Source organism: Clostridium sp. CM041 (genome assembly GCF_055081035.1).
In genome coordinates, this window is the sequence record NZ_CM143648.1 from 1,265,832 (window position 1) to 1,290,791 (window position 24,960).

A 24,960-nucleotide genomic window follows, 5' to 3' on the forward strand; every position below is an offset into this window, starting at 1 on the left:
ACCTCGCTAACTTTCTGTCTACCCTTAAAATGTTACGTTACCGCAACATCTCTAAGACTCGATACAAAGCGATTTGCTAAATCTTACCTTGACAGGATTCCCACCTGCTAGAATATACGCCCTGTCGGGACGCACCACGTATGTCGGCTGTACCCGAATGACGTGAAAATAGACTTTCACGACATTTAAGATCGTAATATTGCTGCAACCTCAATACTTATTAAGGATTTTGTTTGTTATCTCTATACAAATTCTTGCGGATTCATTAACTGCATTTTTGAATTCATTAACTCCACCAGTAATGCTGTCAGATACAGTTTTTATCAATAAGCATGGAATTTTGTTTTTATTACAAGTCAACACAATTCCAGCAGCCTCCATTTCACAGATATCTGCATTAAAAATATTATGCAATTCTTCTTTTTTCTCTTTTCTTGCAATGAATTTATCTCCCGAAGCACAAATTACTTTTCTTAACAACGGCTCACTTTCAAGCGCTTTATCCATGATTTCTTTTGTTGTAGATATATAAATACTCGGATATTCAAGATATTTTCCAACATCACATCCATCCGCCTCTGATGTATCAAAATCATAGTGGACAACACTTTCAACAATACACGTTCTTGCTAATGACATCTCATGTGTCAAACCACCTACAACACCAAAGTTTACAATAAAATTCACTCTAAATTGTGATATTAAAAACTGTGTTGTCATAGCAGCCGCAATTTCCCCTGCTCCACTATGTATAACAAATAAATTATTTTCACCTAATTTATATTGATATACCGAATATCCTGCAAATTCTAATGTTTTAATCGGTACCCCATATTTATTTAATACTGCTTCTATTTCAACAGCCACAATCATTCCTATATTTTTCACTTTATTCACCTCATAATATAAATATATTTACGCCACCTTATTTTACGATTACAACATAAATATTTGCTTAATTATACTATAATTTCCATAAATATATATATATAAATTAGAATATGTTTTGTTATATAGAAGATAAAAAACACGTTATATATTAGGTATCAAAAAAACACAATGTCGTGAAAGCTTAATTTCACGGCATTTGTGTTTTTTTACTATCACAAATATATCAAGTTTTTTAAAATTATATTTACTTTTATACATAAAAACAAGCCTTTGGCCCCTATAAGTATATCTACCAATCATTTCCTGTATTTTATACCCCTTTAAAGGTGTATACTAAATTTTGTTATCTGATTAATTATGTAACAAAAGGAGTAAGCCATGAATAAGTATCAATTTATTCTGGCCACACTTACAATGATACTCCCTTATATTTTTAATAACTTATCCTTCGAGTTTAGAATTATTAAAGGCAAGATAAGTTTAATTATTAAATTTGGGAAGAAAAATATAAAGTAATGTTTTGGCCATATGGAGATTTTTAACTCCATATGGTATAAAACATAAGAATATAAAATATAAAACCTTTGAGTATATTTATTATGCTCAAAGGTTTTATTTCTGTCATATAACTCCGCAAAATCTCTTATAACTGTGTTCTTGCATACATTATTTTAAACTATCTGTAGCTTTACCAACCTATTACAGTAAGTACAAACTAAATATCTATCCTTAGCCATAGTCATAATGCGCTATGATAATAATACAAAATCCTTTCTACATATCTTACGTTTATAGCATGTTGCTCCTGGTTCAAAGTAGATCATGTGGCAATGAGTGTTAGTTGGAGTTATCCATTCATCAGATTTATGATTAACGGTATTTTAATTTTATTTAGCTGTATTAATAACTTTTATCTTATTTATAGTATCGTGTGAAACTCCTGACAGCTCTATTTTGTATGCTTTATTCGTATTTGTTGCGACAGAGATATTATCTATGTCGCATTTATCCCTTGCCATTAAGATAATAATATAAAATAAGATCCATATAGCTTTTATAATAGACATATAGAATTTATTTTAGAATTTAACTAGTTGGTTTATTCTAAAAAGGAGCGAAGCGACCTAAATTTTACGGAGTAAAGTATAGCACATTATACTTTACTATCGTAAAATTCGTGCTCTCCGAGAGGATAAGGATAAACCCCTAAAAAACATAAAAAATTGATATATGTATGCCTGTTTTGCATTTTATAAGTGGACATAATCATTAAATAGTATTAAAATATACTTAGGTAAACATTACAAATTCATATACATTTTTACTGAAACTACATGAATCAATTCCAATTTCATTCAAAACGGACTATGTTTTTACATAACAAACATAGCATCCTCAATAGATATACGATATTACAGTTTCACTCAAAAAGTATGTTGACAAATAAACACAAAACAGCAATAAAAAATCGCAAGCGACCGTAAATAAATTTACTTTTTTAATTGCATGCATTTATTTGTCAACATGTCTAAGTTAATTAAGTTTTAGTTGAATTTTAATTAACCCAATAGCACATGTAAAAAAACTATATTTGTGTATTTCATCACAAAGAGAAAAAATGTACATGTGGTAATAGCTTTGGAAGTTAGGCTATTACAAGTTATATTAGGTACATAGGACACCTTCGGTATACAATAAGGAATAAAACTACCTTAACTTTCCCTGCGGTCAACTTACTTCTAAAAACTTTTGCAAGCAAAAACGAGCCGACAAGTCGGTTTTGAGAAGACGTTATTGTTTTATTCCATTGTTAAATATCAATAAGAATATATCTTAAAAACATAGGTAAAAATAATGTTATTAGTAGATTACTTGATAACTTATTTATTAAAGATTTTTTAAAGGTCACTATTATAAATCTAATAGTGGCCTTTTTCATTTTTATATCTAAATTCTATATTCACTTTTAGAATTTCTTAAATTTATTTTTTACACGCATGACGTTTTTATTTTTATAAATTTTTTCAAAATTTCGCGCGGACTATGTTAATGGTGTATAAGTGCACCATTTTAAATAGCCCCAGAGTGAAAGTAGCACAATATCAATTGTGTTACTTTCACTCTGGGGCTATTATGTAATCTATTCATTCTCAAATTTTCTAAATACTTCAACAGAAACCAAAACAAACACTATTAAGATGCTAATCGCATAAAAATAGTGACCAGATTTTATATTCAATAATCCCATTATGAGCGAAATCAGAGCAGATATCATAAGTGATATTTTTCCTTTTACTTTGTATTCTTTTTTCATAACAAATGTCCTCCCAACTAATATAAATAATTTGTGCTTACTCAATTAAGTACACACTGTAATACAATTACATCATAATTGTACCATAGCTTACTGGGGTAGCGTACGCGAAAATGATATTTCGTACGCTAAGAGAAATGCAGCCCCATAAATGCAATATTTTAGGATTTAAAGCGCTTTATTTAAAGATTTAATTCTTTTAAATATCCATTTTGATTTAAATTAAATTTATACTCGCCTAAAAAGTTTATATGCTTCCATCCAAGTGGTGATATATTATTTAAGAGACTTTCGTCAAATCCACCATTACACTTTAGATAATCAATAGCTTTATTTAAATAAACACAATTCCAAATTGTTATTGCATTGATTATAATATTTAAAGCACTGGCACTTTGCAGTTGTCCTTGTAATGCTCTCCTTCTAAATTCTCCAAATTTACCAAAGAAAATAGCCCTTGCCAAAGCATTCATAGCTTCTCCTTTATTTAGTCCTCTTTGAATGCGTCTTCTAAAGTTTTTATCAGATATATATTCTAATATAAATATTGTTTTTTCTATTTTACCCATTTCCCTTAAAGCTTTTGCCATACTATTTTTTCTTGAGTAGGAACCTAGTTTTTCTAGGATTAAGGATGCTGAAACTTTACCTATAAATATTGAATGTGCTAATTTTAATACAGATTCATAATCATCAGTTATTGATTTAACATTTATACGACCTTTAACAATATCCTTAATCGTTTTATAGAACTCCTCAGTATCATTAAATGAAAACAAAACACATTCTGATAAATCTCTTATTCTTGGAGCAAATCTAATTCCAAATAAATGAAATAACCCAAATACTTGATCTGTGTATCCAGCTGTATCAGTATAATGTTCTTCTATTTGGAGCTCAGATTCATGTCCCAATATACCATCAAGCAAGTATAGAGAATCCCTTGAATTAGTAGTAATTACATTTATATTATAAGCAGAATATTGGTCACTTACATGACGATACATAGTAAGTCCTTTGCCTATCCCATAGTGCGGATTCTTATCAGCATAAATTGAGGAAACCCCAACTTCAACACGCATACCATCTGAGGACGAAGTTGTGCCATCTCCAAAGTACTGAGCTAGGTCAAGGTGGTGTTGGTAGTTTACAAGAGTAGCTTGTGCTTTTTTTAAAGCATCATCATGGAGTCTCCATTCTGATATATTTGCCATTTGAGCATAGGTAATATCTGATGTCGAATCTGCCATTTTTTGAGCTCCTATATTTGTACCAAGTGCCATTATTGCTGCCATCAATATAGGTATTTCCTCATTTTTAGGAGGCTTATCTGTAGATGCATGGGTTAAATGCTGTTCGAAATGGGTCCATTCTGAGACCTCTAAAAGCAATTCAGGAAGACTTATCTTAGGAATCATTCCATAAATCATAGAATTAAATTTTTCAGATTCTTCGGAAACCTTCTTTTCCAATCTTTTTAGTGAAATTTTACCGCCATCAATACTTACATCTTCAAGATTTTTCGCGTTTTGGGATACATATTGTAACTTGTCTAATAACGTTTCTTGTCGTTCTTTTAAATACTCATCTATTGATAAACTTACCGAAATACCCGCTTCATTCTTTAAGCAGGAACTTTTCCAGTCTTCATCGCTAATAAGATATTCGTTTATATTTTTATGCCGCTTACTGTCACTGATCCATATGTCCCCCGAATGAATTGCATTATTTAATTCTGTAAGAACTGCCATTTCATAATACCGTTTATTTATTGTGCCATCTTCATTACATACATGATTTTTCCAGCGTTTTGAAATAAATTCTATAGGAGCATCGTCAGGAATTTTCCGTTTGTTGTTATCATTCATATCCTTTATGACATTAACAGCATTTATTAAGGATGTAGAATTATTTGATGGATGAAATTCTAAATTTTTAAAGAGAATTGGAGAATATTTTCTTAAATTACCAAAACTACTATCTAGCAAATCAAGATAATCGTTATTTAAGGGACGTATTATTTTTTCAGCACTATATGCAGATTCTTTAAATATTTCCCATTTTCCTAGATTTTCTAACTCTTTTGAAATATCTTTCTTTTCTGAAAGGGCAGTATCTATAGCTTTTACAAGTTTAACATGAAGCTGCATTATTTCATTTGCGGATTTTGAACTTTTTACATTCAGTTCATCCCTAAGCTTTAATCCTTTAGAATGTAGTGAAATCATAAGCTTTGAGTGTACTTGAATAGCTTGATCAATTAATTCTCCATTTAAATCAGTTAGAAAAACTACCAGTATTGAATATCTCTTAATTTCCTCAAAACGGCGTAATGCATATGCATCATATTTAAACCCAAGTCTTGATAGATAGCGTAATTTGTTTGGATGTATTGATTTTATATCAATATTTATTTGAAGACTTTTTATATAGTTTATTCTTTCAATTATTTCTTTAAATGTTTTGGATGAAGGATTTAATGGAGCACTTTTTATCCATGATAAATATGTTGTTATAGTATCGTTCATTGGCGTTAATATAGTATCAAGACGATTTTTTTGCTCTGATGACAAATTTTCTGTTAAAGATTTAAATGTAATGTTATCAGCATTTTCACGAGCAAACCAAACAATACTTTCTATAGTTATCATAGCAGGAAATATTATTTTAGCTTTCTTTAATATTTCTAAAGCCTTTTTTATGAGAAAAGTTGAATTATCATTTTCCATAGCATAATTTAAGATTTCCTCAAATAGAAATTTATCTTCATCCTTTGAGAAATTTTTATAGCCATATTCAATGCATATTTCTTCTAAGTGTTCTCTTTTTGTAGTATCCCTTTCAGCATACAAATTAAATACCTCAGGCTCTAAATCTAATTGATCCGCAATATATTTAACAATTGAATAAGGAATATTTTTTATGTTAGATATAGAACAGCCTGGATATCTAAGCAAAGCTAGTTGCAGAGCAAATCCTAATTTGTTAAAATCTCTTCTGTGTTTGTTTATTATTTCAATATCATCAATTGATAACATATAAAATACACTCATTTGATGTTCATCTTTTTCAAATGGAATACTTATAAGTTCTTCTCTTTGTTGCTGAGTAAGCAACTCTCTTCTGTTTAAAAGCATATAAAAATTACTCCTTTGTTAAAATTGAACTAAGCTATAAAGTTCATCCTTAGCCCCCTGATCTATTCCTATGTATCTTAATGTGATCTTCTGGCTACTGTGATTGAATGTGTCCATAATTAACCCTATATTATATCTACTTACTTTGTAGGTCCAATAACCCCAGGTCTTTCTTAAAGAATGGGTACCGAAGTTTTCTATACCTATACTTACAGCTGCAATTTTTAATAATCTATAGGCTTGTGTAACACTTATATGCTCATTTAAGCCCTTTCTACTTCTAAAGATATAATTATTGTGTCCAAGCTTATTTTGTTTTATATAGGTACTTAACGCTGTTTTAATGCTGTCATTAAGCTTTATCTTCTTTTCTTTATTTGTCTTTTGCTCCTGCAGCACAAAATAATCTTTGAAATTAAACTTTTCCGTTAGAATATCACTTACCTTCACCTTAACTACATCGCTTATTCTAAGTCCAGTGTTTAACTGGAACTTGGCCATAATCCAGTCCCTTTCATTCTTTCCTTTTAGAAAAGTAAGAAAATCATTTATCTTTTTTTTATCTTTTATGGGTTCTACTATCATAAATTCACTCCTAAAAAGTGTCCTAAAGGGCACAAATTCAATGTACTATATTTATAATATATCATAGGAAACAATACATTCAAATACACAATAAGAAAAAAGGCTTTAGTTAAATCTACTATAAGCCTTTATATATCAACGCTTTATGCTGTTTTTACGAATGTATGATTTTATATAAAATAGTACATTCATTTATGATAAAATTTAAGAATCTTGTCACTTAATCTATAAATTATTCTTATACCACAATTAATAAAAGTAAAAAACTATTTACATTTTGTTAAGGTTAGTGTTAAAATGAAAATGTAAAAAACTTTTTACATTATGGATATTAGTATAAGAAAATTTATTGGTGCGTTGTTATGTTCTATAGTTATTTTAGTAGTGGGTAAGTTAATTATTATAATTTAAACAAGGGAGTGATTTTTATGAAAAAAATGGATGAAATGGAACTGAGTATTACATTAAAAGCGATGAAATGGGCTTTGGCTTATACAACCCTATTTTTAGCAATTTGGGTTATCTATGAGTTCATTCAGACAAGAACATTTGGATTAGCATTTATTCTTTTAACATCTCAAAATCTTGTTCTTATAGGAATTCAATCTTTTTTGAAATGGAAACTTGGAAAAGATGAAAAATAATATAAGAGGATTAAGAAAACAACTTGGATTTAGACAGGAGGATATAGCGACTACGCTTGGCGTTACAAGGCAAACCATTAATGCGATTGAAAATGAGAAGTATAACCCAACTCTGGAATTAGCTATGAACCTTGCTAAACTATTAAACACTACTGTAGAAAAATTATTTATACTTGAAGGTTAAAAAGAAAAATAAATCTAATATAAAAAACAAATGTAATTTATTAGACAAAAAACTACGTGATTACAGCTCTATAGAGTAAAATAATTACATTTATGGGGCTGTGTTTTTCTTAGCGTACGAAATATCATTTTTGCGTACGCCACCCCTTACTGCTTTTTAAAGTAAGTAAGGTTTTGCCAAAGATATTAGCTCTACCCATCGTACTTCTATGTTGTTAGCCTCACCTTAATATTTTTTCTAGGTCATTAATTTCATCACTAATATAAGCTTTTTGCTCATAAAATTTAAAGATATAACTTTAAATTTTAGAATCTCGATAATCTTATTTAATTGCTTTGAGCCTCTAAATCATTATATTACCCATATTAGTTATATTTTGAGCTTGATCATATTGTTTTGATGATATTTATGTCACCTTTTCATTATCTAATATATATTTACTCTCTTCAGACAGCCCAATACGATACAATAACCTCCCCTCCCTTATAATCGCTGTAAACTATTTTCCTTTTTCAACTAAGGATTGTTTGAGAAACAAAATAACAAGTAAATAATAAAAAGGTTTATTATAACAAAAACTACGCAATATGAATTTGCGTAGTTTTTGTCGCGTTTCAATTATCTCTAATATGTAAAAGTAGAAATCATAAGGCTTTACTTAATTGCTTTTAAATATATTCATAACAAATATTTAAAATAATAAATATAATTAAACATACGATAAATTTAATTAGTTCATTTAAAATAAATACAGTTTCTATATGTATACCATTAGAAATTTAAAGAACTATTAATCATTCTAAATTACAGCATAAACTATACCTTGTGCAATATAACCACAAGTACTAGCTAATACATGTGGAACATATTTTGACAAATAATCTGTAACTATACTATGCACTTCATCAAGTGGTCCCATTAGAACGTAAGTATTAAAAGCTCCAACAAAGGCTCCTTCTGAAACTTTAGCTGCAAGCGCTCTTGGAAATGCATGATATATTTTTTTAGGCAAAACTACTTTTACATAGTGTTTCCCTAACTTTTTAATTAGTTTTGATGCTACTGTTGCAACTCCTCGTTTTGGTCTTGAGTTAGTTTCTGTAGGATTTTGTATAGGTGCTTCTTGTAAAATTTCTGATGCAGTAGAATTTATTATTTGATCTAGTTCACAATTGGTTAATTCGGTGTAATTTGTATCCTTCACCATGATTTCAGTAGAAGTTTCAGCAGCAAAAACATTAACTGTTGGTATTAATGTAGTACTAATCATTACACTTGTTAAAATTGGTATTATTTTTTTTAATAAGATATTTTTATTCATACTTTTCCCCCTAATATATTAATAGAATTTGGAAACCCTTAAACATCCATATATCTCAATCCCGGAGGGATAACTTTTATTCGCCCTCCTAAAATTTCAAACAAAAATTTTAAAGCTCCTTATATTTTTAAAAAACCACTTAACAAAGTTGGTAGAATTTAAGGTGCTTACTATAGTGGTATTAATTAACAAATAGATTGTGTGTGACATTATCATGTTAAATATCAATTATCCTAAGTACGGCAACGCTATGTATATAAATGGTATAAAATGATTATAAAACATAAAATGTCATAATTTGAGCTAATGTAATCTTATACCACAGTATATGTTTTGTCAATGTTGAAATAGTAACCGCAAAGCGTAAATTCACCACATTAAGACACGTATTATCAAATAGTGATATATTTAAAGTAAATATTGAATATACCAGTATTAATTTAATATTTTTATCGAAGATTTTATATTACTATCTTAGTTAGCATTATCAATACTATACTTGTACTTTAACTAACTTGTTTTGAGCAAAAAAATAAGAGCTTTATCATTTAGTGATTAAACCCTAGATATATCAATGCTTTACATTGATATTATATTCTTTTTTGAGTTAGAACTATTACATATTAATTCTAAGTCAGAACATTAAAATAATAGTATCAAATTGAAATAACTGGCTTAACGTTGTAAATTTACGCTTTGCGAGCCCCACCCCATATTAAAAAAATATATATAAGGGTTTACACAATGTCGTGAAAACATAATTTCACGTCATTTGTTATGTACCTATATCTAGCATATACCCTCATTCATACTTTTTCCGTATGCAATAAGGCTCTATTTAACTGCATAAAAGGTGTCTAATTGAGAATATACACTACTTTTATGCATGGTTTATATCTTTATAATACAATAATAAATATTTAGTATTATTATTTTAACTTACCTTTCATAAATTTCCAAGCAGTTTGATAGTACTTAATCACCCTAATATGAATTAATTACATTTTAAAGTATATAATTACAATAAAGATTTAATTTAGGGGGATAAAAATAGTGATAGCTTATAAACAAGCTTTTATTAAAGAGGAATATGCTTCTAATAAAGACGCAAGTAGAATTCAATCTAAACATTTTTTAAATGAGCTTATTATGTACGAAAGACAACCTAAAAATAAAAATGAGTTTTTCAATTTTACAGATGACCAATTAAAAGAAACATTACTTAAACTATTTAAAACTGTATCAAAATCATCGTGTGATCAAGGCATGAGTACTTATGATAGATATATAAAGTGGGCAAAAATTAAAGGTTATAGGGTTACTGATAGTCTTTCTTATGAAAGGGTCTTCGATAATGTAAAACCCTTAGGGGTTTGGGGGACGGAGTCCCAAAGCTACGCTCCTTCATTTAGGATCTCACTAAATAATATATTGAGCTGGCTGATAACAAGGTCCCAATTTGCATATACTCTAGTCCATTTCTTACTTACCTTTTCAGTTGCCAAATATAGCATCTTCATAAGACTATCATCGTTCGGGAATATAAGCTTTGTCTTCGTAACTTTTCTAAATTGACTGTTAAGACTCTCTATAGCATTTGTGGTATATATAATTCTACGAATATAATCTGGAAATACAAAGAAAGTTATGATATTATCCCAATTATCTTCCCAACTTTTTATTGCATTTGGATATTTACTACCCCATTTTTCTTTAGCAAAATTTGAATTTTCTAGTGCAAAATCTTTATTTACTGAGCCATAAACGGCTTTCAAATCTTTAGCAAATGCCTTATTGTCTTTATGTGGTATATATTTCATACTTGCTCTTAATTGATGAATTAGGCATCGTTGTATCTTTGCAAAAGGATATACCGCGCCTATTGCTTCCTTGAAGCCACTTAAGCCATCGACACAGAACACCAAAACGTTCTTAAGGCCTCTGTTTCTAAGGTCATTAAGCACTGAAAGCCAGAACTTACTGCTTTCATTTGCTCCTATCCAAATACCAAGCACCTCTTTTTCGCCATCCATATTTACACCTAAAACAACGTAGGCTGCCTTGATTATGATATGCTTGTCGTCACGTACTTTGTAGTGAATTGCATCCATAAAAATAAAAGAGTACGTTTTTTCAAGTGGCCTATTTTGCCACTCTGTAACTACAGGCATAATTCTGTTTGTTATATTCGAAACCATTTCAGCAGATATCTCAACCTCATATAGATTTTTCACTTGCTCTGATATGTCCCTTGTAGTCATTCCAGCTGCATAGAGCGCCATTATTTTATCTTCGATACCAGTTATATTTCTTTGATACTTAGGCAATATTTTAGGCTCAAATTCACCATTTCTACTGTTTGGAGTTTGTTTTTCGGATATATCATATTTATCATATCTAAGTTGCGAATCCATTTCTGCTTCTAATGTCTCCTGAAGAACGTCTCTAAACATACTTTTCATAGCAGTTAAAACCTCATTTGGACTTGTAAACTTTTGCTCGTTGATATAATCCCTTAAAATATCTTTCTAAATGTTTGACATAAAAATACTCCTCCTTGCAATCTTTGATAATTAGCTTATCTCAATTATTGCCAAGAAAAAGTGCTTTTTATCCTGTTTACACAAAATTATTTGCAGGCCTAATAAAAAACCAAGAAGAGGATTAAGACTTATAGCTTTTGTAATTATTTTAATTGTAACTTTAGATATGGACAAGTATATTTTATTTAACTAAAAATAAATGCGATCGTTATCGTGATGTTTAAAAAGCCTCTATTATTACCTCCATGATTCCTCCACATACCATCCCTTCGTCTTCAGCGATGGCGCCTGTCATATCTATGTTTTGAATTTGATACCCACCATTTCCGAGTAAGTTACGGGCGTCATTAATTATCGTGCCTTCGCTACACCCTCCGCCGATACTCCCTAAAATCTTACCATAAGGCCATACAAGCATTTTAGCTCCTGCATTTCTTGGAACGGAACCTTTCGTAGAAATGATTGTAATGATTGCCTTTGGAGAATTTTCTTCTTTGCACAATTCCATCAACACTTCATTGTCAAATTCCGGCCAATTACTTTTCGTATGCCTATTAATACTATTGGTTATATCACCGAGTCGTCTATAACTGATGACCTGAGATATAATAGAAAACGCTATCTCTTCTGGTGTTACTGCTCCTATCTCAAGACCTATAGGGGCATTGACTTTGTTTAACTTCTCTTGAGTATATCCTTCATTTACCATTTGCTCCATGACGCTTTTAACTCGCCGTTTTGAACCAATCATTCCAACATATGCAGTATCATGTTTTAAAACTTGTCTGAGACAATCCATATCATGCCTATGACCTCTAGTTACAATAACAACATAGGCAGAATTGTTTAAACTAATTAAGTCGAAACAGTTCTCGAAACTCTCACAAATCACTTTTTTAGCAGTAGGAAATCGTTCACTATTAGCAAATGATGGTCTGTCATCGATAACTGTAACTGAAAAACCTACTTTTGAACCAAATTCAGCTAAGGGCTTAGCTATATGTCCACCACCTAAAACTATCAAGCGTGGTTCTGGAAAATATGGTTCAATTAAATAAGCTTCACTTTCACTAATTTTAACAAGCTGAAGAATTCCAGTTTCTATTGCATAGTTTGCCTTTTGGTAAAGTAATTCATCTAAATCAGATATTCGATTATGGGAATTCAGACTTTCCTTTGTAAAAAGTGTTTTGTTCTGAGATGGTTTATTTCCACAATTTTTGTTATCCAACATTGTAATAATAACAGCATTATTTCCTGAGCCCACTTTATCCAGTAAATTTTTATAGGTATCTACATTCATGATTTCATTCCTCCAAGTTTATTATCATTTGAAATTCACCTTTGATAAGTTATTTATGTCTATAAACAAGCGAATTAACCAACAAACTATTACTTTATTATAACAATATATCCTAAAATTTCAATAACATTGCTGGATATATTGTTAACAACAAAAACTGAAAATTCATTTCCAATAAACCTTTCATCATATAATTAATACTATTTCTTTGAACCCATATCTCTGGAATATAAAATTCGTTATTAAGGGAATATCCAAAGATAACTAATCAGTATACTTGTCCTAATAGCTGTTTTTCTAGAAGATCGAAATCATATGTTCTTTGATCATAGTCGCAGAAGCCACCATTTTTCACATTAGGGCTTGAGCTGCCACTCTTTTTACTCGCCCACTGTTTTTGATAGAATATTACCTGCTCAGAAGTTTTTATGCCTTTACTTATCCAGCTATTGAGTACTTTAGTGATGTACTTTATAGTTTTAGCATTATATTCTACAGCCTCATCAATAGCCATAATGATAACTTTGCTACTTACCTGCTTTGCAAAATCTAATATTTTTTCATACACCAAAGGCGTGATAGCATGTACATTTTCTTCAAATACCTTAAGTACACTTTTTAAGCCCTCAGCAGCAGCAGAATTATTTCTATATTTTATGACTATTGCTTCTTCTTTAGTTAATGCTTCTTCTTTATTTATTAATTCTTGTTCTTTATTTATTAATTCTTCTTTATTACTTCTTATTCTATTACTTGGTAGCCCCTTATAAGGGCCTTGTAAGCCCCTACTAATATCCTTGTTAATTATGAATTCACGTGGCTCCTGAATTTCTTCCTTTTTCAGAAAATCATTATTATCTTGGTCTTCTATATTTTCTGTTTTCATGGGAATTACATTAGAGCTGCTTTCTAAAGTAAAGTTTATAGGATGATTGTCCACTTTTTCTAAGTAGCAATTTACAGAAGTTCTATCATCAGTAAAATTAATATCAAAAGATTCCTCTATAATGAGGTTCTCGAAAATTTTCGCTACATCTAATTGAGCTACATCACATTTTTTAAATAAAATTTTAAGAAATTCTTTATTTTTAACCCTGGATAACTCGTGATGAACACATTTAATAGCGTTTATATTGTTAGGTACGTTATACTTCATCCAATTTAACAGCATAATCTCTTTCGTATCATTACAGTATAAGAGTTTGTTATACTCACAGAATCTTTTAATTAGCTTATCTACAGTATCTCTGTTGTACCCAGTTTCTGTAGCTATAAGTTTTTTTGATATTTCATAAATACCACACTGTGTTGTTTTGGTATTTGAAATAAGATATAAATAAAAGTATTTTTCCTCTGGTGTAAGTTCAAACACAAAGCTATCACTCCAAAATTCTGTATAAATCTGTCTGTATTTAGCCATTAGTTAATCCTCCTTAATATTAATTAAATCATCACCTGCAAATCTACACTATTAACACCTTTTAATTAAGCCCTATATATAATAGCCACGAGAATTGCAAATCCGAGTCCCCTAATACTAAATATTTTTAAGTTTTTTATAAATCTTTTTAAATTTACGTCCAGATTATGTTACATAATAATCCTGAATTAGATAAAACGTTTATAATATACTTATTATACTAATTTAACTTTGGGTTTTCTTTATTTAGTTTAAGCAAAACAAAACATTGTAGAAATTTGATTGCCATAAGGCTCACCATTTTTGCAGATGTGGTGGAATTGGCAGACGCACTAGAATCAGGGTCTAGCGCTTTACGGCATGCAGGTTCGATTCCTGTAATCTGCACCAAAAAAACACTCATTTTATGAATGCTTTTTATTTTTTAATTAAATTAACAACTCGTAATTTAAGGCGAGTTAAAATAGGCTTAGGGGGTAGTTTTGTAGGTTCAATTTACGCAGAAAATTTCATCATCAACATTAAGAAAGATATTAAAAAGTGGATATTATATTCTAAATGTATGATAAATGGTTGGTTAAGCGTGGTAATCATAGAGAATGATGCTGAAAAGACTAAACATCTTTTAGTTCAGTCACACACATCTCATTCTGATACAAAGTTAAAAGATTTTAAAATCAGAGAAGCAATTTATATATAAAGATGTTATGATATTTGCTCATTTATAGTACTATATTGTATAATTGAATGAGGATACAATAATAGAATTAAGCATAAATTTCTGTATATACCCAAATTAGAAGGGTGGCGTAATGGTGGGATTAGTATTTTTCTTAATAATGGTTGTTGTATTTTTTTTAGCATTGTTCTTTATAATGCTAAACGTAATATTTATAATTATATGGAGAGTAAAAAAGCGGAAAGGCAAGACTACTAAAAAACGATATATTGTTATTCCAATAATTTTTTTAATCATAAGTCTTTTAATAGAGCTGATTCCTATTGGTTGGATTGGTGCAGTGAGGTCAGGAAACAAAAGTAGCTCAAAAGATGTTATCATAGCAGAATCGGGCAAAATTGTATACTGGGGATATGATGGTGATAGAATTGAGAATTTTAAAATGGATGGTACTACCTACGTTGCTATAGTAGTATATTCAGGCTCATCGGATACATGGGAGCTTGGGAAACCAGTTGCTAATATCAGGTATAAGTCAGCCGATGAAACATTAGACAAAATTATGAGTTCACTATCTGCTCGTGACGATACTTCAACATTATATCCAGTTATTAATGAAAAGGGATTTAAGTTATATACTATAGAAAGTACTATCGCTATAGGAAGTACTATTACTATTTACTGCCCTGAAAATCAGAAGGATTTGCTTTTAGCGTACTATAAAGAGCTTTCTCATGTAAATTAAGGGAATCCATTTTGAACTGCCCCCTGTCAAGTAGACAGTGGAAATAATTAAAGATTTTATGTAAGGCGTCTATCATTTGGTAGGCGCTTTATTTATGCTGCATTACCTAATAGATATCGCTGATATTCCATTGGTGTCATGCACTTTAAACGTTTTTGATAACGTCTATTATTATAATATTCTATATAGTCTTCAATCGATTTCTTTAAGCTTTCATAGTCTTCAAATTTATGAAGATAATACATTTCTGTTTTTAAGATTCCCCAAAATCCTTCCATTGGACCATTATCAATACAATGCCCAACCCTCGACATGCTCTGTATCATTCCAGCTTTTTTTAGTTTTTCTTTAAATATTTTTGAAGTATACTGGAAACCTCGGTCACTATGAAATATTGGTTTAGCATCAGGGTATACTTTAACAGCAAGATTAAAGGTTTGATAAACCAATTGGTTATTATTAGAATGACCAATGACATATGAAACAATACTTCTATCACCTAAATCAAATATTGCACTTAGATAAGCCTTTTGTTTTTTATTGACTTGTTCTGCTTTAAAATTTCTATCCAAAATATTTTCTGCAGTAACTTCAGGAGTTGACTTAATATAATTATATCTTTTTTTTCTGCATACGGATTTTAATCCTAATATCTGCATCAGACGATAAATTCGTTTATAATTAACTTTTTTATTATATTCTCTACGGATTTTAATCGTCATCTGGCGATAGCCTAAGATACCGTCTTTTTCCTCATATAACTCACAAATAAGCTTTAATAATTCTTCGTTTTTCAATACTCGGTTACTTTTTTCTCTGTGTAGCCATTTATAATATGCAGAATGGCTAACGCCGCCTATAATGCACAACTCAGTTATAGGAAATTTATCTTTGTTAGATAATTCTTGGATTGCAAGATAAGTATCTTCGTATCTAGCTTCGCTTAATATCGCCTTCTTTCTATCTCTTGGATTTTTTTTAGAAGAGCATTCTCCATCCGTAATCTTCTGTTTTGTGCTTCTAAAAGCTTGTATTGAGATTTTAGCCTTTCATCTTCTGTCATTAACTCTTCAGCCTTTGGCTTTCCACGTCGGTCCAAAAGCCCTTCAATACCAAACTGATTATACTTCTTCATCCAGGTATAAATCTGAGGATAAGATACCTTATATTTTTCAACAGTTTTATTATAACTGTTATTATTTTCAATACAGTACTTTATGATTTCAATGCGTTCAATATAAGAAGTTTTGCGTCCTTTGGTCATGATTATTTTTCCTCCTGTTCCAGAAGATTTTATGTTTTCATGACCATTATACTTCTTTATCCAATTGCATAAAACTGTATTTGACGAAATATGATACTTAATGCATAAATCATTCAGTGAGCCATGCCCATCAAGATATTCTTTTACAATATTAATCTTGATTTTGGCAGTATAAGAAGTATTTTTGCTAGAATGTTTTAACCCAGCTTCACCTTCTGATTTATATCGTATTACCCATTTTTGAAAAGAACTCTTATGTACTTGAAGTTTGTTGCATAAACTTAACATACTAGCTTTTCCATTTAAATATGATGTTACAGCCTTAATTTTTTGTTGGTCTGATATAGTTGATTTTCTTCCCATAAAAAAATAGCCCTCCTTATAGTAAACAGTTTTATTATTTTAACTGTCTACCATAAGGGGAGCATATCATTTTTGGTTTCCCTTAAAAATTGTCATATTATCAACATTGTGATTAAACATGGCCTAAATTAAAAGTTCCGGTTTTTATTTTAGAAAGTGAACTAAGGTATATTATAACCATTTTGTTGAGTATTTTAGGTCGATATATATACCCCCTTGCGACAGTTTCTATATACAGTCCGTGTTAGTAGATGCTATAGGTTTATAATATAAGTATATTATGGTATAATATTTCCAGACAAAAAGAGAAAATTGCAATTAAGTATGGGATAAATATTTTGTGGGGTGATTTTGAAATGAGAAAAGAGAAATATATTATTAGAGAAATAAAAGAGACTGAACTTGATATACTTGAAATGATGTTGTTTGGAGCAATATATCTACCAGTTGGAAGTGAGCCTTTGACAAGAGAGGTACTCAAAATACCTGAAATTAGTGTATACATCGATGATTTTCTTAAAAAGAAGGACGATCACTGCTTAGTGGCAGATGTTGAAGGTATTATAATTGGTGCTGTATGGGTTAGGATTTTAGCAGGTGAAATAAAAGGCTATGGGAACATAGATGATAAAACCCCAGAGTTTTCTATTTCGCTGATAAAAGAATATCAAAATCAAGGGATAGGAACATCTTTGATGAAAAAGATGATAGAATACTTGAAGGAAAAAGGATACAGCCAAACATCATTGAGTGTATCCAAAGGTAATTATGCAGTGAGAATGTATAAGGCTGTAGGATTTGAAATTATAGCTGAAAAAAAAGATGACTATTTAATGCTACTAAAATTAATTTAGGTACAGATGGTTCTCGATGTTTTTATATTGTTTTAGGGGCCAGCCAATATTTCCTACAAAATACACATTAATACATATATCCCCAAAACAAATTTTATAAACGTATATCCATTATTCTATAGTTCGCTACACCAACCTTAGTTTTTGAACTGGAAGAAATTCACCCTTTTAGTTTGCCTAAATCTTCCCCTTTGTGATTGCCGGTTACAACTAAAAGTTATACTTATTTTGTGCAGTAAATTGCAATTGCCTGTGAGAGGAATTCTGCTGTTCCCTCACCATTCTGGTCAATGTTTTTCTTAAAACGTTCATCTCCAACATACATAAGACCAAGGCACTGCAAAATTTCATTTGTACAGTTGTACCATCTTGCTGTGATAAAACTCTGCCACTCTTTAACAAGTGCTTGAACCTCTTCGCTGTCTTGAGTTTTATTATTCATATTGGTAGCGAAGGCTTTTAAAATATCTCTGAATTCCTCGTTTATTTCCTGCCACTGATTTTTACTATAATTGTTACATTTTTTCTCACTTTCGATATAGGCATCAGATTTCCCCCAACGTTCTTTAACCTCTTTTGCATATTTATTTTTGGCACTTTCAATTTCTGTCATATCAAATTCTTTAAAACTCATGTTATTTTCTCCTTTTATTGTATTGTCTACAAGAGTTATCAGATTATCAATTCGTTCACGCTTTTTAATAAGTAACTCTTTGTGATTTTTTAGTGCTTCTGTTTTATTGAATGTAGGATTTGTAATAATATCCTTAATTTCACTAAGCGAAAATTCCAACTCTTTGAAAAATAATATCTGTTGCAATTCAGCAAGGGCATTTTCATCATATAAGCGATAACATGCTTCAGTAATTTGGCTCGGTTTAAGTAATCCTATTTCATCATAATAATGCAGTGTTCTTACTGTAACTCCAGTTAATTTTGCAATTTCATTAATCTTCAATTCCAAAAATCCTCTGTTTCCTTTAAAATATCAATAGTTGGTGTAATTGTAGCTTCAAATATTGTTTTACCCGTCTTTTTAAGATAATGCTTGATTAGATAATAGCCACAAGCATATCCTGCGCAATAAGGCATACCAACTGGCTTTACACCACGCATGGCCATAATTTCATCGCCATAGAGAAATGCTGAAAGTTTATTGAAGTCATTATTGTTCAAACGTTCCCTGTTAATTTGGCTTGGTGAAAATCCACCACCCATACTGCTTGCCATAACAACATCGTAACCACCTGACTGATCCGCTTTAATTGGAATACCAATACATGACCACTTAAATTCAAATGGTTTCATCAGTTCATATCGATAGATGTCATCTCGCTGCTCAAGCTTTGAGGAAATCATTTTTTTATAGATTTCATCGGATCTAATTGCTGTAACTTTCACTTTTTTTACCTCTTTTCTTTTTAGTATAGTTATACAATAAACTATTACGTTACGTTAGAGTCAATAACAAAATTAAATCTAGTGATGCTTTTAAAACTATTAAAGAAGTTATTGAATATATATCTTTAAAAATATAACCAGATGCTTATGTGAATTATCAGGAGTGTCTAGCTCTTGCCTTGTTAGTACCTTTTTTTTAGAATATCCTTAATTTATTCCACAAATCTATTATTTAAAAATGCAAAAAAAATACCACCTGTCAGTTGGGAGGCCGCTGAAAAAAGCACTCTTTATTTAGTAGAGTTTTCAAGCTTGAATAGAAAAAGCATGAGATATTCATATTTTGGATATCTCATGCTTTTTATTTTATAATTAAGTTTTAAAAGCCCTATTTCATGCTTTTCAACTTAATTATTCTCTTTAGATTCACAGTGAAGATTGATAATGCACCTTGCATTTGCATACTAATTAAGCCTGACGATATTGCTACATCATAGCTATGTTGGTGCTTAAGTTCACTGTTTTTAGCCTCTATCATATAACGTTCCCTAGCTCGTTTTTTAAAATATTCACTTTTTTCGAACTCTATTTGATCTTTGTGAGTATTTGACTTTATTGAAACTGAATAAGTTTTAGATTTAGCGCCTTCTTTATAACACCCATCTTTATGAACACAATTTTTACACTTTTCTACATTAAAATAGTAGGTTAGCACTTGATTTTTACCAACATTCTTCTTTCCCTGTTTTGCTTTTTTAATAGCCATATGACCTGCCGGACATACAAATAAACCAGCATCTTTATTAAACTCAAATTCATCTTCTTTTTTTCGCATTCCTTGTGAAATTACAGGATTTAGTCTTGAAATTAATGCAATTTTATTTTCTTTTGTATATTCTAGGTTTTTCTTTTCAGAATAAGCTGTATCTCCAATTACTTCATTTACATCTATACCAGCCTCACGGCTTTTTTCTATTAAGGTTATGAGCTCCTTTCCATCACTTTTTTCGCCAGTTGTAATAACAGCTGCTGTAATTAAACGTTCTTCACTCATAGCAAGGTGTGATTTATATCCAAAAAAAGAACTATCCTCAGTTTTATGCCCCACTTTTGCATCCTCATCTTTTGATATTTTTAGATTTTCTAAGTCATCATTAATAGCTTCAATTAAGTAGTTTAATTTAGTTTTCACAGCTGGATTTGCTGCAGTTTCTGGCTTCTCGTTTATGGTATCAATTAATAATTTGCAGTACTCAAGAATATCTTCAAGTACTCCAGTTGTAACTTTATTAGGTAACTCTTCTTTAATACCAGGATGTACTCCGTACAATGTTTTTCTTAAGTTTTTTGCACGTTTCAATAATTCCTCGCTTGCTGACTTTTGGTTATAACGTGACTTGGTATGCGTAGCATCAACTATTATTGCTTTACTTTTTAAAACTCCCTCTTTTATAGCAAGTTCTACAGTCTTGTTTATTAATAAATCCAATAAATTCATGTCTTTAAGGCGAAGCTTTCTAAATTTAGTTAGTGTACTTGAGTTTATTAAATTTGTTTCTTCTGGGGCTAAATTTAGAAAATATTTAAAGGACATGTCATAAAGAGTTCTTTCAACAACATCTTCATCAGACAATTCATATATTACTTTCAAAAGTAAATATTTAAATAGCATTATGGGGTTAATAGCACCTCTACCCATAGATGAACTATAGTTAATCATCAATTCGTCATAAACAAATGAAAAGTCAACAAGGTCATTAATTTGCTTTAAAATGTTATCTTTCGGAATAATTAACGAATATAAGCTATGGTATGTATTTATTTTTATTTCCAATTGTCCTTTTAGCATAATAGTTTAGCCCCTTTTATTTTATTCTACTATACTAATTCGACATATCTTTTAAAATTCCTTTTTGTTTTTTAGTCTTTTATATAAAAAAATCGCCATCTTTAATTAGATGACGATTTTTCATATAGTTTTTCAGTGGCCTCGTCAGTTGGTGATATTTTTTTATGCAGTGATATATTATAACTATTTTTTTAGATAATCATATACAACTTTAGGCGTAGGAAGGGTTAAGTTCGTAAGAATATGAGAACAGGATACTATTTCTTTTACAGGTAGGTCATTAAATGGTGCCATAGCATGATCGAATAATTGTAATCTTGCAGGACCAGTCCATGCCTCATTTATAGTAATCTCCGTAATTTGTGTAGATATGAGCTCGCAAATTCTTTGAGTCCCATCATAATTAGGTATAATTTTCAGCATAAAATTAGGTCGGCAAATTTCATTGCGTGCCTCATTTATATCTAAAGATTGGTGTTTATATCCCATCGTAGCAGTTAATACTCTTAATTTTCCGTAATCTAATGTACCAACTAATGTATCTGAATCAACAAATAGTTTTGGATAACCAAGTTTTTTAGGGTAGGCACTAAGTTCTCTACCAACGGCAATAGCCGGATAATTATCTAAATACATCATATGCAAATAGTCACCTTTTATACCATTAAAACTTACAGGAATAACCTGGCCACATTCTGTATAAGCACCTAATCCACTTACATCCGGCATATACATCATTTCAACTCTAACTAAAGGTTCATCTAAATCTAAAGATAAAGGTTCCGGTACAACTTTTAGTAAGGCATCAGCACTTGTACGGTATACTATATTAAGATATTCACGGTTATGAAATCTATAGGGTCCTCTAGGAAATGATGGAGCAGTAAGTGGTGTTGTAATGTGGTTAGATATTTCACTTTCTAACATAAAATGATCACTCTCTTTTCTTATTTATTACTATCAACACATTTTTTTACAAGTACTATATTTTGAAATGCAAATTTTTATACATCCATAATCTTTATATCATTTGGAATAATTAAATTTGCTTCTGTCACGAAATTAATTTCATCAATGGTTGTATCTCCCTGCCATGGTTTGTAAATGCACCGGCTTCATTAAAAAGTTAGTTTGCAAGCACACATCTCCTTTGTTTTGTAAAATTTCTTGCAGAGGTTATTCCTTCACCAGTAGGTCCAGCAATAGTGAATGTTGTAAATCCTTCTGCACCAAAACCTACTCCAGCAAAGGATTTAGCATTCTTTACAAAAATAGTTGTATCTATTTCTTTTTCAAATCTATTTAAATTATCAATATTTTTTGAATATATATATGCACTATGTCGTTTATTTTGTTCCGCTATTTTTGCACACTCTATAGCTTCATCAATATCTTTAACTCTTACAATTGGAAGTATTGGCATCATAAGCTCTGTCATTACAAAAGGATGATTTGTATCTACCTCGCATATTATACATTTTACGTTAGTAGGGACTTCTACATCTATTTGATCTAAAAATAATTTTGCATCTTTTCCTACCCATTTTTTATTTATATCATATTCTAGTTTTTTGTTGCAATTATAACTTTTCTCATCTTTCTTTATTAGTATTAAATCTAATAACCTTGATACTTGCTCTTTGTTTAGAAGTACAGAATTGTTTTGAATCATATTATTTATTAAATCATTTGCTACATTTTCAAAAACAAACACTTCTTTTTCTGCAATACAAGGTAAATTGTTATCAAAAGAACAACCTTCTATGATGCTTTTTGCGGCTTTCTCTATATCTGCAGTATCATCTACTATAACAGGAGGATTTCCGGAACCTGCACCTATAGCTTTTTTACCTGAATTCAAAAGTGTTTTTATTAATCCTGGTCCTCCAGTCCCACATAAAAGTTTTATATATGGGTGTTTCATAATTACACCTAAGGATTCCATAGTTGGGTTTTCTACAGTAGTTACTAAATTTTCTGGACCACCAGAAGAGATGATGGCTCTATTTATCATATCTACAGCAAATGCAACACATTTTTTTGCCCCTGGATGTCCATTAAACACGACAGAATTTCCGGCAGCTATCATACCTATACTATTGCAAATAACAGTTTCCGTTGGATTTGTGGAGGGTGTTATCGCACCTATGACCCCATATGGAGACATCTCTACTACGGTAAGCCCGTGGTCTCCAGACCAAGCTGTAGTAGTTAGATCTTCTGTACCCGGAGTATATTTAGCTGCCAATTCATGTTTTAATATTTTATCTTCATATCGTCCCATTTTTGTTTCTTCTAAAATCATTCTTGAGAGTATCTCTTTATTTTCCAATGTAGCCTTTCTTATACTTCTTATAAGTCGTTCTCTATCTTCTTTATTATAAGAAATAGTCAACGCCTTTTGTGCATATATTGCTTTGGCAATAGCAATTTTAACGTCTTCGAACACTCCTAAATATAAACCCTCATTGTTAGCTTGCTTAAATTCGGTACCTTCAACATTTGTTATTACATTTAAATCTTTTGTTTGTGGTGATACTAATACATCTTTCATCATAGTTTTCCTCCTCGAATAATTAATTTTGCATTTAGTTTTTAATGAATTTCTAGTATTTCAACTAACTACAAAATGATAAAGATAACTGGAAATTATAATAATAGTATAGAATTATTTCTAACCATCGATATTCAATAAAAAATTGGCGTAGTGCTATTCATTTTATAACAAACATGTTTTAGTGAATAAGATGTTTTATTTCTGTACAAATAGGATATTACCACTAATTAAGCCAAAAATAGTATATAAATGTAATAAATGTAATGACAGGCATTTTAAACGATACCAAACTACACTAAGGTGAGATATTTTTATCATATGATCTGTAAAGAATGATTCTTCCTAAAAATTCATAGTTTTTAGGCAACTAGATTTTTAATGATTTAAACAAATGTGGTTTGATATGTTTTATGGTACCCATTACAATAAAATCATGGTAAATAATTCGTGGGAGTTGTAAAGGATGAAAAATATATATACTTATATAAGAGTTAGCACCAAGGAACAAAACACAGACAGGCAACATGAAGCCCTAGAACAATATGCTGTATCTAATAACATTGAATATAAAGTTACATTCGAGGATAGAGCAAGTGGTAAGGACTTTGAAAGAAAACAGTATAAAGTATTAACAAGGAAAGGAAAAAAATACATGGTAGAGTTATAGAGGTACTAAAGAATGCTAATGAGAAGGGAATTAAGTTGGGTAGACCTAATTTAAAATTGTCAACTCAATAGAACTAAAATAAAGTGATAAATTAATTACATATTGATATATCTTTCAATATGTAATGTAAGATTTAAGCTATAACAGAACAACAAAATTTATAAGAAGAATCATACTGAATAATTATGGAATAAGAGATGTTATTGCTAATTAGGGTACAGCCAATGAATTCGAAAATG

At 30.3% G+C, this 24,960-nt stretch carries 20 protein-coding genes and 1 tRNA gene; 6 read left to right on the plus strand and 15 right to left on the minus strand.

Going from position 1 to position 24,960, the window contains the following annotated elements; translation table 11 throughout:
* Positions 1 to 210 precede the first annotated feature (210 nt).
* From ACWJJT_RS06060 to ACWJJT_RS06075, 4 genes are all read right to left on the minus strand, one after another.
* Positions 211 to 888 carry a 5'-methylthioadenosine/S-adenosylhomocysteine nucleosidase gene (locus tag ACWJJT_RS06060; RefSeq protein WP_220287631.1) on the minus strand — a complete coding sequence of 226 codons (678 nt, stop codon included), beginning with the start codon at positions 886 to 888 and terminating at the stop codon, positions 211 to 213.
* A 2,143-nt stretch (positions 889 to 3,031) separates the two neighbouring features.
* Positions 3,032 to 3,205, minus strand: coding sequence for a hypothetical protein (locus tag ACWJJT_RS06065; RefSeq protein WP_220287634.1), 174 nt, complete (start codon positions 3,203 to 3,205; stop codon positions 3,032 to 3,034).
* A gap of 182 nt (positions 3,206 to 3,387) precedes the next feature.
* Entirely contained in the window at positions 3,388 to 6,342 is a 2,955-nt protein-coding gene (locus ACWJJT_RS06070; RefSeq protein ID WP_462956362.1) for a Tn3 family transposase, read from the minus strand.
* Between the two features lie 18 nt (positions 6,343 to 6,360).
* Positions 6,361 to 6,927, minus strand: coding sequence for a tyrosine-type recombinase/integrase (locus ACWJJT_RS06075; protein ID WP_220287639.1), 567 nt, complete (start codon positions 6,925 to 6,927; stop codon positions 6,361 to 6,363).
* A 428-nt stretch (positions 6,928 to 7,355) separates the two neighbouring features.
* Between ACWJJT_RS06075 and ACWJJT_RS06080 the strand changes: the two genes are divergently transcribed.
* A complete protein-coding gene (locus tag ACWJJT_RS06080; RefSeq protein WP_220287640.1) occupies positions 7,356 to 7,571 on the plus strand; it encodes a hypothetical protein in 216 nt (71 codons plus the stop codon).
* Positions 7,561 to 7,755 carry a helix-turn-helix transcriptional regulator gene (locus ACWJJT_RS06085; protein ID WP_220287654.1) on the plus strand — a complete coding sequence of 65 codons (195 nt, stop codon included), beginning with the start codon at positions 7,561 to 7,563 and terminating at the stop codon, positions 7,753 to 7,755. The genes ACWJJT_RS06080 and ACWJJT_RS06085 overlap by 11 nt, the downstream gene beginning before the upstream one ends.
* Positions 7,756 to 8,554: 799 nt before the next feature.
* Here the strand turns inward: ACWJJT_RS06085 and ACWJJT_RS06090 are convergent.
* The 4 genes from ACWJJT_RS06090 to ACWJJT_RS06105 form a co-directional block, all read right to left on the minus strand.
* Positions 8,555 to 9,076: a hypothetical protein gene (locus ACWJJT_RS06090; RefSeq protein ID WP_220287643.1), complete on the minus strand. Its 522-nt coding sequence runs from the start codon at positions 9,074 to 9,076 to the stop codon at positions 8,555 to 8,557.
* A gap of 1,394 nt (positions 9,077 to 10,470) precedes the next feature.
* Positions 10,471 to 11,598, minus strand: a complete 1,128-nt coding sequence (locus ACWJJT_RS06095; RefSeq protein ID WP_258280770.1) for an IS256 family transposase — start codon at positions 11,596 to 11,598, stop codon at positions 10,471 to 10,473.
* Positions 11,599 to 11,839: 241 nt separating this feature from the next.
* Positions 11,840 to 12,922 (minus strand): XdhC family protein, encoded by a 1,083-nt coding sequence (locus ACWJJT_RS06100; RefSeq protein WP_220287645.1) that lies wholly within the window; start codon positions 12,920 to 12,922, stop codon positions 11,840 to 11,842.
* 268 nt (positions 12,923 to 13,190) lie between these two features.
* A complete protein-coding gene (locus ACWJJT_RS06105) occupies positions 13,191 to 14,342 on the minus strand; it encodes a DnaD domain-containing protein (protein WP_220287647.1) in 1,152 nt (383 codons plus the stop codon).
* 305 nt (positions 14,343 to 14,647) lie between these two features.
* Here ACWJJT_RS06105 and ACWJJT_RS06110 point away from each other — a divergent pair.
* Positions 14,648 to 14,732: transfer RNA gene (locus ACWJJT_RS06110), tRNA-Leu, on the plus strand.
* 422 nt (positions 14,733 to 15,154) lie between these two features.
* Entirely contained in the window at positions 15,155 to 15,766 is a 612-nt protein-coding gene (locus ACWJJT_RS06115) for a hypothetical protein (protein ID WP_220287652.1), read from the plus strand.
* Positions 15,767 to 15,858: 92 nt separating this feature from the next.
* Here ACWJJT_RS06115 and ACWJJT_RS06120 read toward each other — a convergent pair whose 3' ends face one another.
* Entirely contained in the window at positions 15,859 to 16,806 is a 948-nt protein-coding gene (locus ACWJJT_RS06120; RefSeq protein WP_462956750.1) for an IS3 family transposase, read from the minus strand.
* Positions 16,710 to 17,393 (minus strand): helix-turn-helix domain-containing protein, encoded by a 684-nt coding sequence (locus ACWJJT_RS06125; protein ID WP_462956363.1) that lies wholly within the window; start codon positions 17,391 to 17,393, stop codon positions 16,710 to 16,712. Before ACWJJT_RS06125 ends, ACWJJT_RS06120 begins: the two co-directional genes overlap by 97 nt.
* Before the next feature lie 356 nt (positions 17,394 to 17,749).
* Here ACWJJT_RS06125 and ACWJJT_RS06130 point away from each other — a divergent pair, with 356 nt between their 5' ends.
* Complete coding sequence (locus ACWJJT_RS06130) at positions 17,750 to 18,247, plus strand: GNAT family N-acetyltransferase (protein WP_220287624.1); 498 nt, start codon at positions 17,750 to 17,752, stop codon at positions 18,245 to 18,247.
* A gap of 223 nt (positions 18,248 to 18,470) precedes the next feature.
* Here ACWJJT_RS06130 and ACWJJT_RS06135 read toward each other — a convergent pair whose 3' ends face one another.
* From ACWJJT_RS06135 to ACWJJT_RS06155, 5 genes are all read right to left on the minus strand, one after another.
* Positions 18,471 to 19,205, minus strand: a complete 735-nt coding sequence (locus tag ACWJJT_RS06135; protein WP_462956364.1) for a MerR family transcriptional regulator — start codon at positions 19,203 to 19,205, stop codon at positions 18,471 to 18,473.
* Positions 19,202 to 19,648 (minus strand): DUF2268 domain-containing putative Zn-dependent protease, encoded by a 447-nt coding sequence (locus ACWJJT_RS06140; protein WP_220287622.1) that lies wholly within the window; start codon positions 19,646 to 19,648, stop codon positions 19,202 to 19,204. The genes ACWJJT_RS06135 and ACWJJT_RS06140 overlap by 4 nt, the downstream gene beginning before the upstream one ends.
* A gap of 388 nt (positions 19,649 to 20,036) precedes the next feature.
* Complete coding sequence (locus ACWJJT_RS06145) at positions 20,037 to 21,497, minus strand: IS1182 family transposase (RefSeq protein WP_268064022.1); 1,461 nt, start codon at positions 21,495 to 21,497, stop codon at positions 20,037 to 20,039.
* A 183-nt stretch (positions 21,498 to 21,680) separates the two neighbouring features.
* Complete coding sequence (gene adc, locus ACWJJT_RS06150) at positions 21,681 to 22,424, minus strand: acetoacetate decarboxylase (RefSeq protein WP_220287621.1); 744 nt, start codon at positions 22,422 to 22,424, stop codon at positions 21,681 to 21,683.
* Between the two features lie 199 nt (positions 22,425 to 22,623).
* Positions 22,624 to 24,054: an aldehyde dehydrogenase family protein gene (locus ACWJJT_RS06155; protein WP_220287620.1), complete on the minus strand. Its 1,431-nt coding sequence runs from the start codon at positions 24,052 to 24,054 to the stop codon at positions 22,624 to 22,626.
* 463 nt (positions 24,055 to 24,517) lie between these two features.
* On the opposite strand from ACWJJT_RS06155, the gene ACWJJT_RS06160 reads away from it, so the two are divergent.
* The gene (locus ACWJJT_RS06160) at positions 24,518 to 24,721 is read left to right on the plus strand and encodes a recombinase family protein (RefSeq protein WP_216304650.1); all 204 of its coding nucleotides are present in this window, start codon (positions 24,518 to 24,520) and stop codon (positions 24,719 to 24,721) included.
* Positions 24,722 to 24,960: the final 239 nt, after the last annotated feature.